This is a genomic window from Actinomadura sp. NPDC023710 (assembly GCF_040639875.1).
GTDB lineage: Bacteria > Actinomycetota > Actinomycetes > Streptosporangiales > Streptosporangiaceae > Spirillospora > Spirillospora citrea.
On the sequence record NZ_JBFAGB010000048.1, the window covers coordinates 53,657 to 68,372 of the forward strand.

Sequence of the window (14,716 nt, forward strand, 5' to 3'; positions counted from 1 at the left end):
CAGGTCGGTGGCGGGACATGGAAGGACGACGCCCTCGCAGTGGCGAACCAGAGCGTCGATCGGGGAGGATCACACGCGAACGCCGTCCCTGTCTTGATCGACTGGCTTAGACACCCAAGATCATCGGGGACGCGTTCGTCGTTCCCAACCCCGGATGCCGTTGGCCTGCCGATCCACCGGCTCATCTCAGCACCTGAGAACGCATCAGCCCCGCTCGACGGAGGCGCTAGGAAGTGGCGGAGGATCGGGGATTCGAACCCCGGATGGGCTTGCACCCAAACCGCACTAGCAGTCCCCTGGTTCGGGTGATCCGAGATCCAATTCCATGATCCAGAGTCCGGTACATCCAGATAGGAGTGCGTATGGATGCCCGGGGGTCCGGCCCAGTCCCGCGCCGCTCCGGCCCCCCATCGGCCCCCACACGGGTTGCTGATCAAGGGCTTCTTCGCCGTCGGCGCAGGTCCCTTCCAGGCCCTCGATTGGGCCCTCCGTAGCAACGGCCCCGGTTCGGGGCTGCACACGGCTATGAGAGTTGGGGACGACGTGGGAAACTGGGAGGGTGCGTGGGCAGCTGCCGGGAAGCCAAGGCATCGGAAGGAACCATGGGCGATGTGATCGACATGGTAGGCGAGTTGCGTGTCCCACACCCGTGACTGCGTCTGACCGGCGTCGGCTGCGAGGTCGTCTGCGCCACCACGGCCGTTCCGGGCCCGGATTGGCATGGCAGGCCTCCGACGCCAGCCAGCCACTCCCGACTGGTTGTGCCGTAGTGCCCGGCTCAGCCGTCAAGACGCCGACACCCCCTCTTGTTCCACTCCCGCACGTGGCCAGCGCACCGTCATTCGACCATTCTGTAAATTGCGAGGAGGTTGGCGCACACCCCCAGAAGCTGGTCCCACCTGCGCAAACTTCACCTCGAAGATCATTTCTAGCGCCTTTCCAAGATCGCTTCCAAGGAGGTTGGCGCATGATCTTGCAAACCCGCAGGTCAGGCCCCCATAATCTGAGGTACTGTCGCAGCGCTCAACAAAACCGCATCGGATTGAAACCACGCGCCTCCTTCGATTGGAACTTCTACTGTCGCAGCACTCAACAAAACCGCATCGGATTGAAACTCGAAGGGCACTCCTGCCGTCCATGCGTAGCCAAGTCGCAGCGCTCAACAAAACCGCATCGGATTGAAACGCGACTGTCCACATACCACTACTAATGGTCATGTCGTCGCAGCGCTCAACAAAACCGCATCGGATTGAAACCTGATAAGGCACCGGAACACCGAGTCCGGGAAGTCCGTCGCAGCGCTCAACAAAACTGCCGGTTCATTTTCTCGATGAAATGTGGCGAATTATGCAAAAGACTCGGCGACCCTTTGATGGGCTGCCGAGTCTTCTCGGGATTTTAATTGGAGTAGATATGTTGCGGCCTGCGTTTTGTCGGGATCAGGTGGAGGGTGAGGGCGGGAAGCGTTCGTAGGTGTTGTTGGCGGCGTCGTAGGTGTAGGCGGTCCAGCGGCCGTGGTCGGCGGAGGCCAGGCGTGCGCCGAGGGCGACGGCGATGGCTACCGGGCCGCTGAGGAAGATGGCGTGCTGGCCGGTGCGGGCGCCGTCCGGTAGATGCGTTTCGAACCAGGTACGGCAGATCTGTTCGATGGCCGCGGTGAAGGTTTCGGTGTTCTCGGGCAGTCGGCTTACCCGGCTGCTCAGGCGGAGCAGGTTGCCGATGCCGTCCTCCTGGCAGGTTTTCCGGACGGGGGCGAAGAATGCTTCTCCGCGTGCTTGCAGGTCCAGTGCGAGCGCGGTGGCGGTGGGGTCGCCGCCGTCGGTTTTCTCCATGCCGTCGATGTTGAGCGGCCCGCCTGCCGAGTCGGTGGCTTTGAGCAGGGCGGCGGGGAAATGGGACGGGACGCCGTCGTCATGGTGCGGTTCGTACACCATGACGCCTCGGGCGTGGGCGTGGGTGGCCGCCGGCAGCGACATGGCCGGGGCCGGCGGGGTCAGGGCCTCGGTGTTCGGCCGCGCGGTCGAGCCAAGGCTGGCGTCGTTGCTGCGGGAGGGACGGTACCGGACACGAGTCCTGTCGCGGGCATGCGACCGTATCGTCAGGCCCCTATCCTCCGCGTGGTCGAGAACCATGCCGGTGATCGGCTATCCAAGTTCCGCAGGCCGGAGCGTCAGGACGTTGCCGGAAGTCGGATTCGGTTCTCACAGGCTGGCCCCCATCGGCTTCCCGTGAGGCGATGCGCGGCTTCCACCATGCGACTTCTGGGGAGGCTATATGACATTGAATCGTCGATGCGAGGCCACTTCCGGACAGGCGACGCTCACGTGTTCTCGATGGCGCATCGAGTTGTATCGATTAGGGTTCCACTGCGAAGTGTTTAAGGGGCCGAGAAACACCGAAGCAATTTCCGGGTTTCCACGGACGTTCAACGAATGAAACGGGTTTGCACGTTTCAGGCTCTGCGGCGGAGCGCATGGCGCGATTCGTCCATCAGAACGGGATGGAAGACGGAAGTGGAAGGCGGGGACGCATGCAGGTGCATGCGGTGCCGGTCCGGACGTGCTGCAACCAGCGCTGCATATTGATCTTGAACGAGCGCCGAGCCTACCGGCGTGCAGGTCGCTTTGGCGGCGGCCGTAGAGGGCGGACGATGCTGCAGGCGCGCGCCGGCGATATGGATTGCGCAAGCGCAGGCGGCCTCCCGCGAACGGCCCACAGGTTCCGGCGTTCGCTGCCTGAGCAGGGGGAACGGTATGTCGGTTGTTTCTGACGAGGACTTTGGCCCGCAGGATCTGGTGATCGTGACGCTGCCGGGGGTGCAGCGTTTTGTTGGGGAATCACGCCGTACGGCTGACCTGTTCGTCTCCAGCCGGTTGATGTCGGAGCTGGCGAGCGCCCTCGTCGGGGCGGTCCCGGACGGGCGGCTGATTCTCCCGTTGACGGGCGGGCCCGGCGGCGAGGATGATCCGGCCGGCATGCCCAACCGGGTGGTCGCCGTGGCGCCGCCCGGGGAGGGCGGCGGGCTTGCCAGGAGGATGGCCGACGCGGCGCGCGAGGCGTGGCGCGCACACGACCCACAGAACGAAGTGACGGGATTTCCGGACGTCCAGTGGGTCGCGGTCCCGCCGGAGGCCGACGGTTATGCCGGGCAGTGGAGCCGGGCCCAGAAGTTGCTGGCGCAGCGCAAACGGTCCCGCGACTTCGCCTTCGCCCCAGTCGCCGTTCAACGGGTCTGCACGCTGACGGGCCGGTGGCCCGGGACGCGGGCGCCGGGTCCGGGGCGGCGGGGCGAATACCTGTCGAAGATGGGCCGTATCAAGCGCGGCTATCGGGGAGCGGAGCGCTTCCCGTCGACCTGGTCGATCGCGTCCGCTCCGTACCGGGCGGGGATCATCGCCGCTGCGTCCGAGTCCGAGGGGCTTCGCCGCGCGGTCGAGGACCTGCACGATGCGGCTGAGATGCTGCGGGACGACCTGCGGTCGGGCGATGCGGGCCAGCCGGTCACGGTGAGCTGGCGCGGCGGGGACCTGCCCGGCATACCCCGTCGGGACGATCCCGTCCTGCAGTGGCTGCGGTCGGTGGAGGGCTCCTGGTGCGAGCCGGCGACCTGGGATCCCGAGGCACTGCGGCTGGACCACGGCCTTTCCGCCGAGCCGGACGGCGACATCTGCGGATTGGGCAGGTCTGCTGCGGTGGATCTGCGGAGAGCGGCGGAGCGTGCGGCGGTGGCGGCGCCGTCCGCGTATCTGGCGGTGATCGCGCAGGACGCCGACCATATGGGCGAGTCGCTCGGCCGCACCGACCTGGGGCATGCGTTGCGCGGCTGGCACGGCAAGGTGTCACGGGCGCTACGGGCGGCGGGTGAGCTTCAACGGGATGCCGTAGAGGCGCCGGATCATCTGGGCCGGGTGGTGTATGCGGGTGGCGACGATCTGCTGACACTGGTGCCCCTCGCTTACGCGATGAAGGCGGCCCGCGCGTCCTACGGCGCGTTCCAGCAGGCGCTGGCTCACGGGCTGCCGGACGCGACGGCGAGCACGGCCGTGGTGTTCTTCCATGTCTCGTCCCCGCTCCAGTCGGCGGTGGCCGCCGCACAGGAGCTGCTGGGAGAAGCCAAGAAGCACCATCGGCCCGGTCTGGGCGTGACGGTCATGCGCCGTGGCGGGGAACGCGCCACCTGGATCTCGCGCTGGCACACCCCGTCCGGCGGAGATGTCCTGGAGCACCTGGAGACCCTCGTGGACTCGATGCGCGGCGGCGCCTTGTCGGCGCGGCTGGCGATGGGCCTGGAGCGCGATCGAGACGAGCTGTCCACCCTGAACGAGGAGTGGCTGAAGATGGAGCTGACCCGCCGGGCCGTCCGGCATGGTGTTTCCGAGCAGGGCGCCGCGGCGTTGCCGGAATTGATGAGGACGGGGCACGGCGGGGGTCCGCCGTCCGGCGCCGCGCTGGTGGCCCAGTTCCTGAGCGCCGAGAGCGACTGGTGACGGCGTCGGCCCGCGTTCGGTGGGTCGTCCTGGAGCCGCTGGACACGGTGATCGTGCGCGATGGTCGCGCTTTCGACGCCGGTGCGCAGTCCCAGTCGAGGACGGTCACGCCGACCCCGACGACCATGGCGGGTGCGATCGGCGCCGCCTACGGCGCGGCGCCGGGCGCTGCCCGCTCCGCGTCCGGGTCCGATGCCAGGGGACGGACTCTGCCTTCGCATGTGCAGGGTCCGTTCACGGTGTGCCGGGCCGGCGACGGCTGGGAGGGCCGGTGGCCGGTGCCCGCCGATGCCGTCGCGGTGTACGGCGGCATCGAGCGGCTGTCGCTGGTCGATCCGGGTGATGCCGAGCACGACCTGTCCGGCGAGGTCGAACTGCTCCTCGACGATGGCGGCCAGGACAGCGAGCCCGTCACAGGCTGGTGGGACGAGCAGGCCCTCACTGAATACCTGCACGGGGGGACGGTGGCGCAGCCGCTCCCCGATGAGCCGTGGTGCACCGAACGTCGCGTGGGGCTGGCGCGGGAGGACGACCGCACCGCCAAGGACAGCATGCTGTACGCAGCCGAGCACCTGCGGTTCGCCCGTGATCACGGCTTGGCGGCCCGGTGCCTGGGCGGGCCGGACCATTCTCTGGCGGGGATGGTGAACTTCGGCGGCCGCGGCAAACGGGCGCAGGTGCACGAGGTGCCCGACCTCACCGTCCCCGAACCTCCGGGCGGCTTCGACGGCGGACGGCTCCTGCTGTATCTGGCCACGCCCGCGATCTTTCCCGGCGGCGGCTGGAGACCGGACCTGGCGCGGTGGCCCGGCACCACTCTGGTCGCCGCCGCGGTGGGGCGTCCCCAGGTGGTCACCACCGCGACGCCCCGGCGGTCCGACGGGTCGGTCGGCGACGGGCTGCTGATGTGGGCCGTGCCCGCCGGAAGCGTCTACTACCTGCGGTTCCCCAGTGAGGCGGCGGCAGCGGATGCCGCCGAGTCCCTGCGGTACGAGCCGCTGGACCAGCAACTGATCAACGGCCGGAACTGGCTGAGCACCGCGGGCTTCGGGCTCGCCTTCACCGGAAGGTGGGATGCGCCGTGACCCTCCAACGGGCGCTGCTGTTCATGTACGCCGAGACGCCCATCCATCCGGGCGGCGACACCGCGGCCGGGGCGGTGGATCTGCCGATCCAGCGCGAGGTGGCAACCGGGTTGCCGATCATCAAGGGCGAAAGCCTGAAAGGGGCGCTGCGCGAGCATTTCCGCGACCGGCTCCCGGAGGCCCGGTGGGTGAAGACGTTCGGCTCCAGGCCGCCCCGGGGCGGCGGTAGCACCAGACCCGGGTCGCTGCGCGTCCACGAGGCGCAGCTGGTGGCCTTCCCCGTTCCCACACTTGAGGGCACGTTCAGCTGGGTCACCTCGCCGCTGGTCCGCTCCCGCCTGGCACGCAAGGCCGGGCTCGCCGGGGTACAGATTCCGGCGACGGGCGGAACGGACCCTGACGACATCACCTGCCTGACGTCGCGCACGAGACGGGACAAGATCGTGCTGGGGCAGTACGTCCAGGCGACCCAGCACAACTCCGCGCTGCAAACCTTCGCTGAGGCCCTGGCCGAACTCGCTCTGCCCGAGGCCGTCGACGACTACCTGAAGACCAAGCTCGGCAAGGAACTGTGCTGCGGCGCGGATGGGTTGCTGGCCGCGGTCAGCAGGGACTGCGCCCCGATCGTCGCCCGCGTCCAACTCGGCGCGGAGGACGAGGACGGGAACCCCACCAAGACCGTCCAGCACGGTCCGTTCTACAGCGAGTACCTGCCCAGCGAGACACTGCTGGCGGCGTTGTTGGAAGGGCGTCCGGAGGATCTGGCGGAACTGGCGGTGCTGGATTCCAGGGTGCTGCGCGTCGGCGGCGACGAGAGCATCGGCAAGGGCCTGATGTGGTGCCGCCTGCAGTTGGGCGCGGAGGCCGGGGCATGACATTGCAACGAGCCGACGTCGACGTGGCCGCGACCGCCATGAAGGTGCTCGCCGAGATCCGCGGCACGTCCGAGAACCAGATCGTCTCCGGCCAGATCCTGACGCGGCTGGCCAGGCTGCCGGCCCAGCTGCGCACCAGTGGCCCGCTGCCCACGCTCGCCTTCCACGCCGCCAAGGGCAAGGGCGACAAGCCGCTGGGCCGGGCGTACGCCATCGTCGGCGCCGCCCTGCGCGCCGAGACGTGCGCGGTGCTGGACTGGCCAGAGGACGAGGCCGATCAAGCCGTAGACCTGGCCTTCCTGACCCGGCTTACCGGGAAGGTCCAGGAGGACCCGGTGGTCCTCATCCAGGTCACCCTGCGCCTGCAGGAGTTCAGCGTCTGGCTGCGCCGGCTGGCCGAGGCCCTGGACGGCGAGCAGGAGCGCTCCGCGAAGAAGCGTCAGGACCAGCGAGAGGACGCGAGGGCCGATGACTGAGCAAATGCTCACCGGCCCGATCGGGCTACGCCACCCCGGCAGGGCCGGAGTCGGCGAGCTGTGGCGAGGAGCGAAGGGGAAGCTGTCCACCGCGAACGCCCGGCTGGTCCTCCTGCGCACCGCCTACCTGACGTACGCGAACGAGGAGTTCGAACTGGACGACGGGCCCGTTCACCGGTGGGCCGTCGAAACCAACCTGGGGCAGGGGCCGCGCGTCGGAACCCGCCCGCCTCCCGGCAACACTCCGAGTGAGTCCGCCAAGCTGCTGGCCGCGGTGACCCGCCGCCGGGCGGCGGCCCTGGCCGCACTGGAGGACGGCGCGACGGCGGTCCGTACGCTCGGACTGGCCGCCGAGAGTGCCGTTGTGACCGGCACCGGAGCCGGCGGGGTCCGGGACGTCGGGATAGAGCTGCACGGAACCTACGGCTGGCCGATCCTGCCCGGCAGCACCCTGAAGGGCGTCGCACGGGAATGGGCCCGGCAGTTCGGCTTCCCCGCCGCCCGGATCAGCGAGATCTTCGGCGCGGCCCCCGAGGCCGAGGACTCGGTGCGCGGCCGGGTGGCGTTCTTCGACGCGCTGCCCTGGCGATACGGCGTCCAGGTCACCTCGCAGGTGCTCACCCCGCACACCCGCGGCTACCGCAGCGCCGCCGGTGACGGTCCCGAGCCGCCCGGCGAGCACGTCAACCCGGTGCCGATCCCGTTCCTGGGGGTGGAGCGGGGCTGGTTCGTCACACACTTGGCGGGCCCTGCGGACCTGGTCGGTCAGGCGGCCGAACTGCTGGCCGAGGCCGTCGGCGAACTCGGTGTCGGCGCCAAGACCGCGTCCGGCTACGGGTACTTCACGGCTCGCCCGCTCACTTCGGAGGAGGAGCAGTGACCACCTACGTCGTTCCGTGCGGCCGGTCCGTCCACGACGGGCTGCGCAAGCAGGACTACTGCCCGCCGGGCGTCGTGCCCGGTCGGTTCGCGGACGCTGAGAAGGCATGGTGGCCGCTGGCCCGGCTCAGGGACGACGGCGAGGCCGTCGCCGCCTGGGCCGATGCGCTGGAGACGAAGGCGGTCGCCTCCCGGCTGCCCGGCTGGAACCCGCGGGTCTGTGCCGAGGTCAACACGCTGGCCGTCCGCGGCCCTCAGCCACCGCCCGTCCTGCTCGGCGCCGGGCACCGGATCGTGCTGCTGGCGTCCGACACCGACGAGGGCATGGCCGCCGCGCTGACGACCGCGTACATCATGGCGGGAGGAGACACCGGCCTCATCGGATGCATCTCGGCCCCGGCCGACGAGGAGTCCGCCCTGGACCTCCCCGAGCGGCTGCCCGGCGGCCGCGTCACCGTCGTGCGGATACCCCGGCTCGCTCCCCGGACCAGCGGCCTGCGCGACGCCGTGGCCGCGATCGGGCAGGTGCTGCGCGCAGCCTTCGACCTGGGCGGGCCGCTTGAGGTCCACCTGACCGGCGGCTTCAAGATCACTCTCCTGCACACCCTGACGATGACCGAGATCATCTACTCGCGGAAGCCGGTGCGTACGTCCGCCTGGTACATCTTCGACGAGGAGGACGGAGCCAAAGGGCCCGACCGGATAGATCTGCGGCGTTTCCCGGACGGGTACCTGTCCGCGATGCGCGAGGAACTGTCCACGGTCAAGCTGAAGGGACGGGTGCCGGTCGGCGGCGCTCACCGGGGCGTGGCGTGGAAGGAGACCCCCGATGGGAGGGCGGTGCTGACGGAGTTCGGTCATGGCCATCTCGCCGTCCTGGGCGGGCCGGTGCTCTCCGACGCCGGCGACGGGGGCCCGTGAACCTCGCCGAGCTGGTCGCCCTCCCCGACCAGGACACGAGTGCCACCTGCCTCGTCCGGGCACTGGCCAAAGCCCTGTGCCGTCACCGCCGCCAGGTGATCGATGCCGCCCTGGCGGCCGACTCGGCCGAGCGGGTACACAGGTGGCGAGACCTGCTCACCGACCTCGAGAACCTCCCGGGTGCAGACCTCCAGCAAGCCTGGCGGCTGTTCGCCGACAACCCCGGCGCCATCGTCTCCCACTTCGCCCTCAACGAGCAGAGCCACCAGCGGTGGAGCATGCTCGTCGAGTTGTACACCGCGTGGCTGGAACTCGCGGCAGACCGGCAGGTACCCGGCGTCGACGACCGCTCCACCGCGATCGGCGCGGCCCGTCTGGCCCGCACCCGCTGGAAACTGCTGTCGGCACCGGACCGTCCTACCGTCACCGGCCTGCCGCCCGACATCGAACGCCGACGGATCCCCTCCCGCGCTCAGCAGGCACGACAGGCGCGCGAGCAGTGGCTCACCGTTCTGGCCGGAATCGACGACTATCCGGCCCTGGCCGTCCTGGACATGGAGACCGAAGCCGCCGACCTGGCCACGGTCGATGTGGGATCGAACGCGGCCCCGCCCTGCACCGCCGTCCCCGACTCCGGAGACGCCGTTCCGCGCTCGGCGATCAGCGGATACGTGGTGACCCGGCTGCTGTTGCCCCGCTTCTCCTGGCGCGCATCGCGAGCCCTGGTGCGCGCCACCGAGGGACGCCGGAGCACCGTGCACTGGTGGTCCGCTGCGGCCATCCTGACCGCGGCGGTGGCCGCCTTCGGCATCGCCGTCGCCGATTGCCACGGGTGGTCGTATCACGGGTACACGGCCGCCGCCGTCCTCGCCACGCTCGGCTACGCGGTGATCGCCGCCGGCGTCGCCGCCGGCCCGCCGCTCGGATGGCCGTGGCTGCTGCGCCAGCCCGCCGGGTCCGCCGTCGGGCTGCTCGCCCTCGGCGCGCTACCCGCCGACTGGTGGTGGAAGGCCGATCCCGCCCTGCTGGGGCAGGCGATCGCGCTGCTGGTCGCCCTCGGGGTCGGCTACCTGCTCACCGAGGTCGCCAATCACGGAGTCCGCGGCCGATCCTTGCTGCTGCGCACCGGCGGAATCGCCATCGCAGGATTCCTGCACGCCTTCCTGGTCTCCCTCATCGGCCTGCGCACCATTGTGCCCGCCTTTACCTCCGCCCCGCAGAACACCGACCTGCGCCTGTCGTGCTGGTGGACGTCCGCCGGATGCTCACGGGACGGACTGGCCCCCTGGCAGATCGTGCTCGCCGCCACTGCCTGGAGTTTCGTCGTCGGCGTGTTCCTGCAGATCCTCTGGGACGACCAGCCGATCACCGCACCACTCGCCCATGTCCGCTGGAGACGGGGGACCACAGCATGAAGCCCGATCACCTCACCTGGCACGACCTCGACCTGCGCACGGTCACGCCCGCCTACCTCGGCAGGTTCCCCGGGCAGAAGACCGAGCCCAGGGACATCCCTTTCCCGGTTCCCAGCCTGCGCGGAATCCTCGCGTACTGGTTGCGGGCCCTCGCCGGACCCCACATCGGGAACTCCGCCGAGAAGCTGCTGGAGGCCGAGACCGACGTCTTCGGCACCGCGAAGGACTTCGGCCCGGCCCGACCCTCCCGCATCCTGCTGCGCGCAGGCCGGATCACGGTCGGCAAACCGCCCGACAAGCCATTGCCCGGCGAGGGCTACCTCATGGGGCCCGGCCTCATCAACGCCGATGAGGACGGGCGATGGGCGCGCAGACTCGACCCCGGTCCGGTGCCCGTCCGCGTGCGCAACCTGGGCAAGCCCGCCCACGCCGACCTGTTCCTCGCCGCCCTCTGGGCCCTGTGCACCTACGGCGGCCTGGGATCCCGAAGCCGCCGCGGCTTCGGCACCCTCGCCATCGGCTCCCCACCCGACATGCCCGGAGGCCGGTTCGACCCGTCCTGGTTCTCCGGCACCGCCGACGACGCCCTGCACGACGTTCTCGAATGCACGGCCGCGGCGCTGGACGAGCGGGAGATCGGCCCTGGACCGGAGTTCGACGGCCCCGCCCCTTACCCGTGCTTCGCGCCCGGCCAGTACCGCACCGCCCAGTACAGGTTGAAGCAAGGACGCGATGTCGCCAATGCGCTCAACGAAGTCGGCGGCTTCCTCCGGACCTTCCGGCACTCCCGCAAGCCTGACCCCGCCTTCGTGTCCAGCGGCCCCTTCTCCTTGCCCAACACGGAAGGCTTCCGAAAGATCGCTCACCCCCATCGGCGAAGCCAGCCGCCACGCGGCCCGTTCAACGACGGGGCGCTCGGCCTGCCCGTCGTCTACAGCGAGATCGGAGAACCCGGCTCCGTCACCGTAGAACCCGTCGTCGACGGCAAACCGGCCCGCCGCGCATCACCCCTGTGGCTGCGCGTCACCGTCGAAAACGGCCACTGGATTCTCGGTTCCCTAGCATTTCACGCCGAATGGCTACCCGAACAGGTCAGCCTCCAGGCCAAACTTGAGAACCGAGTGCAAGCGGTTCAAAAACCGTCTCAATCGAACGTCCGTGCTGAACTCGACCGCTGGTTCGACGAAGTCGACAAAGCATTCGGTCCCCAAATTCACTAGAACGCTTCGATGGTTGGGGTCAGCAATTGGCAGATGAGTGCAGACGGGGAGATCGTAGAGTAGTGCGGGCCCAGGCAGGGTGCATTCCAGGCGAGCCTTGACCGCCGCATGAGCCGGTTGCTGGTCTACCTGGCCACCCGGGACGGGCCGCCTGGGACCTGCCGGCCATCCTCTACCCGGCCCCTACGTGCCCGACCTCAATGCCGCGCCGATGGCGTCCGGTCGAGCTGAAAAGATCCCTGACCAACCCCACCGAACACATAGGCGGGGACGCTCGCCCGGCGTGACGGCCACGAGCAGGGCCGGCAGGACCCGGTGCGCGCGGGCCAGGACGTGGGCAGCCGCGAAAAGCTCCCAGTCCACTCGGCGATCCACGTTAGCGTCCACCGTCGGCCTTCAGCCCAGCTGTGCGCGGCCGGACCGGTCTCAAACACCTATTGCAGGCCGGGCCACTACTTCCGCGACTACCACAATCCCTACTCCCACCTGGGCTACCACTGGTACTGCTGGAGGACCCCGAACGCCGCTGGCGCGCCGAACAGGACTCCCTACTCACCTTCGTGGAGGCCATCCGCACCTACCTGGGGACGTCGGACTGATGCGCTGCGTCCTGCGCCTGCCTACCCGGGTGTGGCGGCCGGCAGAACAGCACCTGCTGGACTCCCCGTCCGAATGCATGGCTCTACCTGCTCGCCCGCGCGAACCGCTGGACCGACCAGTGGGGTCGCCGCGTTGAGGTGAACACTGAGTTCACGCGGGAAGTACTGCGAGCCTGCTACGAGACGGGAATGTCCCTGGTGGACGTCCACACTCACCCATTCGGTGGTGGACCGGTGCGGTTCTCCGGCCACGACGAGCACAACATGCGCCTCACCCACGCTGAGTTCGCTGCCACCATGCCGGACGACCCGCCTGCCCTGACCTCGCGGGGCCCGTAGGGGCGGGCCTGGACGCGCCGCACATAACGTTCGGGCTCGGTCATCGGGCGTGCGGGACGGCGTAGCCCATGCCGATGGTGGTGCGGTCGCCGATGCCGGCGTAGGCGCTGAAGCGGACGAGCGCGTCCACGCCGGCTCGGGCCTCGGGCGTGGTGCGGCGGGTGTCGGCGATGCGGTAGGCGACCTGCCCGAGGCTGCCGCGCACCGGCGGGACGCCGGCCTTGAGCAGGTGCTCGGCCATCGCCAGCCGGTAGTCGGCGATTTCGAGGTTCTGCGTGATGATCTGGGGTGTCGCCTCGTCCAGTACAGCGTCGGGGGCGAAGGCGTTCCATTTGCGGTAGAGGTCGGAGAAGACCCATTCGGGTTCGGGGAAGGGGCGGACGCGGCGTGCGCCCTCTTCCCGGGCGGTGAAGAACGCGACCGGTGTGGCGATCCGCAGTGTCCACCGGTCGGCGGGGGCTGCGGCGGCGAGGAGTTCCGGGTACGGTTCGGCCCCGGCCAGTTCGACGGCCGCGATCCGGTACTGGCAGCGGGCCACCCGCACGTCCCCGGTCGCCGCCAGCGCTTGGAGTACAGGGGCGGTGAGCGAGTCGGCGAGTATCCCGATCTCGAACCGCACCTGCTTGCCGGCGGCGCCCGCGCGGCGGTCCCGCTCGTCCAGGAGCGGGGTGAGCGCGAACGGTTTTGGGGGACGCGTATCGTGCAGCGCCGACGACAGGTCGCTTTCCCCGGTGTCGCGCAGAGCGGCCAGGAACGCGGCGTTGACGGCGGGCCCGGTGTGCGGCGGGGGGACGGGTGGGCGCCCGCCGGCGGGTTCGAGGCGGACGATGATGCGAGCGGGCATGCGGGCCTCGGCCTTCGTCTCGTCGGGGTCTGACTGAACCCTAGTGAGGTCGCGGTGCGCCGGTCAGTCCGCGACCCAGGCCGGTCGGACGAGCGGCGGCCCCTCTGGGACGGTCCGGACCTCGCGCGCGCACGCGGGGCAGGGCGCGTAGATGCGGAGCCGATCGGCGGGGGCGAGCAGCCCTTCGAGTGCGGCGGCGGCGCTGTGGGCGTCGAGGCCGGCCGCGTCGGGAATGAGCCAGCCGCTCTGCTGGAACCGGTCGGCGACCTCGTCCAGCGCGGCGCGCAGCCGGTCGCGGCGGCCGTCGTCGAATACGTCGTAGCAGACCAGTACCGGCCCGTTCATGGAACGACCCAGCCGAGCGGGTTGACCTGCTCGTCCGTCCCGCCGCGATGCGCCGCCCGGCAGCGAGGGCAGTTCGGCAGTGCCAGCAGGTGGTCGCCCGGCCGTAGATGCTCGCTCGCCTGCTTGACGATGTCGTCCAGTTCGGCGGCGTCGGCGCCGATCTCGTAGACGGTGAACAGGACGCGGGGGCCGTATCCGGCCAGCAGCCGGTTCACCGCCCGCCGTCCGGCGTCGGAGGAGACGTCGAACGTCACGGTCCAGGAATTGCGATCGGTCGGGTCTGCCATCGGGATCACCTCCAGGCGAACGGCTCGTACGATTCGGCTTCGCCGAGTATCCAGGTGCGCAGCGCGAGGCACTGGGCGCGGAGCTGGTCGGCGTAGCTGCGGCGCGCGGGCGGTGCCGGCCAGCCGCGCGCTGGGGCGGCGAGCCGGGCGTGGAATCGGGTGACGGCTTGGCTGCGGGCCTGCGGTGACAGCCAGGGGCCGTCTGCGCCGTCCTCCAGGTCATCCGTCGTGACCGCGCGCAGGCCCGTGAGCGCCAGCACCGTGGAGTCCAGCAGTACCGGCCGCCACTCCTCCATGAGGTCGAACGCCAAGGTCGGACGTCCGCGGGCGGGGGTGTGCAGGAAGGACACGTACGGGTCCAGGCCCGTGGCGAGCAGGCCGGAGGTAACGGTTTCGCGAAGTAGGGCCGAGCAGTAGTTGGTGAGGGCGTTCACCACGTCCGCGCGGCGCCGGTCACGTCCGGCGAAGCCGAGAGCGGGGTCGAGGACGCTGGAGAAGGCACGGTAGTAGACACCCGACGCGCCGCCCTCCACCCCCATGACCTGGGCGACGTCACCGCACTCGGCGACCCTGACCTCCAGCGCCGACAGCCGCGCGGCGGCATCCCACACCAGTTCGGGGTCGTTTGCGCGCCGGGCGCGGCGGCGCAGCAGCACATGCTGGTTGCGGATCTTCCCGGCGACCAGGACGCGGGACAATTCGACCCGGTCGGCGGCGATGGCGTGCCGTTCCAGTTGCCGGCGGCGGGCGAGCACATGGCCCGCGCCGGGCGGCTCCATTCTGCCCAGCGGCCGTCCCGTGCCCGAGAGCAGGATGAGGGGGATGTCTCGGGAGAGCAGCGCGTGCAGGGCCTGGGTGGAGATTCCCACCTGCCCCGATAGCACCACTTCAGAGATCTGCGTCAGTGGCGCCGAGGCGCGCAGTTCTCCGTCCTTGAGCGCCAC

The 14,716-nt window shown here is 69.8% G+C and carries 13 protein-coding genes, 1 tRNA gene and 1 CRISPR repeat array; of the genes, 8 read left to right on the forward strand and 6 right to left on the reverse strand.

Annotation, left to right across the window (positions count from 1 at the left end):
* Positions 1 to 234 precede the first annotated feature (234 nt).
* A tRNA-OTHER gene (locus tag AB0H37_RS38350) sits at positions 235 to 319 on the reverse strand.
* Positions 320 to 1,013: 694 nt separating this feature from the next.
* A CRISPR array of direct repeats spans positions 1,014 to 1,328; the repeat unit is 36 nt; unit sequence GTCGCAGCGCTCAACAAAACCGCATCGGATTGAAAC.
* A gap of 111 nt (positions 1,329 to 1,439) precedes the next feature.
* Positions 1,440 to 1,976: an SAVED domain-containing protein gene (locus tag AB0H37_RS38355; protein ID WP_360617545.1), complete on the reverse strand. Its 537-nt coding sequence runs from the start codon at positions 1,974 to 1,976 to the stop codon at positions 1,440 to 1,442.
* Positions 1,977 to 2,612: 636 nt separating this feature from the next.
* On the opposite strand from AB0H37_RS38355, the gene AB0H37_RS38360 reads away from it, so the two are divergent.
* From AB0H37_RS38360 to AB0H37_RS38395, 8 genes are read left to right on the forward strand one after another with little or no spacing between them, the layout of a single operon-like run.
* Complete coding sequence (locus tag AB0H37_RS38360) at positions 2,613 to 4,487, forward strand: type III-B CRISPR-associated protein Cas10/Cmr2 (protein ID WP_360617546.1); 1,875 nt, start codon at positions 2,613 to 2,615, stop codon at positions 4,485 to 4,487.
* Positions 4,484 to 5,572: a type III-B CRISPR module-associated Cmr3 family protein gene (locus AB0H37_RS38365; RefSeq protein WP_360617548.1), complete on the forward strand. Its 1,089-nt coding sequence runs from the start codon at positions 4,484 to 4,486 to the stop codon at positions 5,570 to 5,572. The genes AB0H37_RS38360 and AB0H37_RS38365 overlap by 4 nt, the downstream gene beginning before the upstream one ends.
* Positions 5,569 to 6,447 carry a type III-B CRISPR module RAMP protein Cmr4 gene (gene cmr4 / locus AB0H37_RS38370; protein ID WP_360617550.1) on the forward strand — a complete coding sequence of 293 codons (879 nt, stop codon included), beginning with the start codon at positions 5,569 to 5,571 and terminating at the stop codon, positions 6,445 to 6,447. Before AB0H37_RS38365 ends, cmr4 begins: the two co-directional genes overlap by 4 nt.
* Positions 6,444 to 6,923 carry a type III-B CRISPR module-associated protein Cmr5 gene (locus AB0H37_RS38375; RefSeq protein WP_360617552.1) on the forward strand — a complete coding sequence of 160 codons (480 nt, stop codon included), beginning with the start codon at positions 6,444 to 6,446 and terminating at the stop codon, positions 6,921 to 6,923. Before cmr4 ends, AB0H37_RS38375 begins: the two co-directional genes overlap by 4 nt.
* Positions 6,916 to 7,803 (forward strand): type III-B CRISPR module RAMP protein Cmr6, encoded by an 888-nt coding sequence (gene cmr6, locus AB0H37_RS38380; protein WP_360617553.1) that lies wholly within the window; start codon positions 6,916 to 6,918, stop codon positions 7,801 to 7,803. The genes AB0H37_RS38375 and cmr6 overlap by 8 nt, the downstream gene beginning before the upstream one ends.
* Positions 7,800 to 8,723, forward strand: coding sequence for a hypothetical protein (locus AB0H37_RS38385; protein ID WP_360617554.1), 924 nt, complete (start codon positions 7,800 to 7,802; stop codon positions 8,721 to 8,723). The genes cmr6 and AB0H37_RS38385 overlap by 4 nt, the downstream gene beginning before the upstream one ends.
* On the forward strand, positions 8,720 to 10,138 hold the full coding sequence (locus tag AB0H37_RS38390; protein WP_360617555.1) for a hypothetical protein: 1,419 nt from the start codon (positions 8,720 to 8,722) through the stop codon (positions 10,136 to 10,138). Before AB0H37_RS38385 ends, AB0H37_RS38390 begins: the two co-directional genes overlap by 4 nt.
* A complete protein-coding gene (locus AB0H37_RS38395) occupies positions 10,135 to 11,358 on the forward strand; it encodes an RAMP superfamily CRISPR-associated protein (RefSeq protein WP_360617557.1) in 1,224 nt (407 codons plus the stop codon). Before AB0H37_RS38390 ends, AB0H37_RS38395 begins: the two co-directional genes overlap by 4 nt.
* 978 nt (positions 11,359 to 12,336) lie before the next feature.
* On the opposite strand, the gene cas6 is transcribed toward AB0H37_RS38395, so the two are convergent.
* The 4 genes from cas6 to cas1 form a co-directional block, all read right to left on the reverse strand.
* On the reverse strand, positions 12,337 to 13,140 hold the full coding sequence (gene cas6, locus AB0H37_RS38400) for a CRISPR system precrRNA processing endoribonuclease RAMP protein Cas6 (protein WP_360617558.1): 804 nt from the start codon (positions 13,138 to 13,140) through the stop codon (positions 12,337 to 12,339).
* Positions 13,141 to 13,203: 63 nt separating this feature from the next.
* Positions 13,204 to 13,485, reverse strand: coding sequence for a hypothetical protein (locus AB0H37_RS38405; protein ID WP_360617559.1), 282 nt, complete (start codon positions 13,483 to 13,485; stop codon positions 13,204 to 13,206).
* Positions 13,482 to 13,772 (reverse strand): hypothetical protein, encoded by a 291-nt coding sequence (locus tag AB0H37_RS38410; protein ID WP_360617560.1) that lies wholly within the window; start codon positions 13,770 to 13,772, stop codon positions 13,482 to 13,484. Before AB0H37_RS38410 ends, AB0H37_RS38405 begins: the two co-directional genes overlap by 4 nt.
* Positions 13,773 to 13,777: 5 nt before the next feature.
* Positions 13,778 to 14,716: CRISPR-associated endonuclease Cas1 (gene cas1 / locus AB0H37_RS38415; protein ID WP_360617562.1), on the reverse strand; the 939-nt coding region annotated here is incomplete at its 5' end.